The 308-nt window shown below is 38.0% G+C and carries 1 protein-coding gene; it reads left to right on the plus strand.

Annotated elements, in window-relative coordinates; genetic code table 11:
* The coding region (locus C1E99_RS01175; protein WP_161951121.1) for an ABC transporter transmembrane domain-containing protein at window positions 1-308 on the plus strand (308 nt) is incomplete at both ends.

The following is a 308-nucleotide window of genomic DNA, read 5'->3' on the forward strand; positions in this document are numbered from 1 at the left end:
AGCTGACGAATGACTTGTATCAGAAGGTTCTTTCCCTTCCCAAGTCTAGCCGAGATATTCTTTCCTCATCCAGCTTGCTGACACGATTGACCAGCGACACTTTACAAATTCAAACAGGTATTAATACTTTTCTTCGTTTGTTTTTACGTGCTCCAATTGTCGTATTTGGTTCGCTCATCATGGCATTCTATATTAGCCCAAGTCTATCTGCCTATTTTCTAGGAATGATTATCCTATTGATTTTTATAGTGACAGTCATTTCTGTTATGACCAGCCGTATTTATCAATCGATGCGAAAAGAATTAGAT

Origin of the sequence: Streptococcus suis (assembly GCF_002964045.1) — a bacterium.
Classification (GTDB): domain Bacteria; phylum Bacillota; class Bacilli; order Lactobacillales; family Streptococcaceae; genus Streptococcus; species Streptococcus suis_U.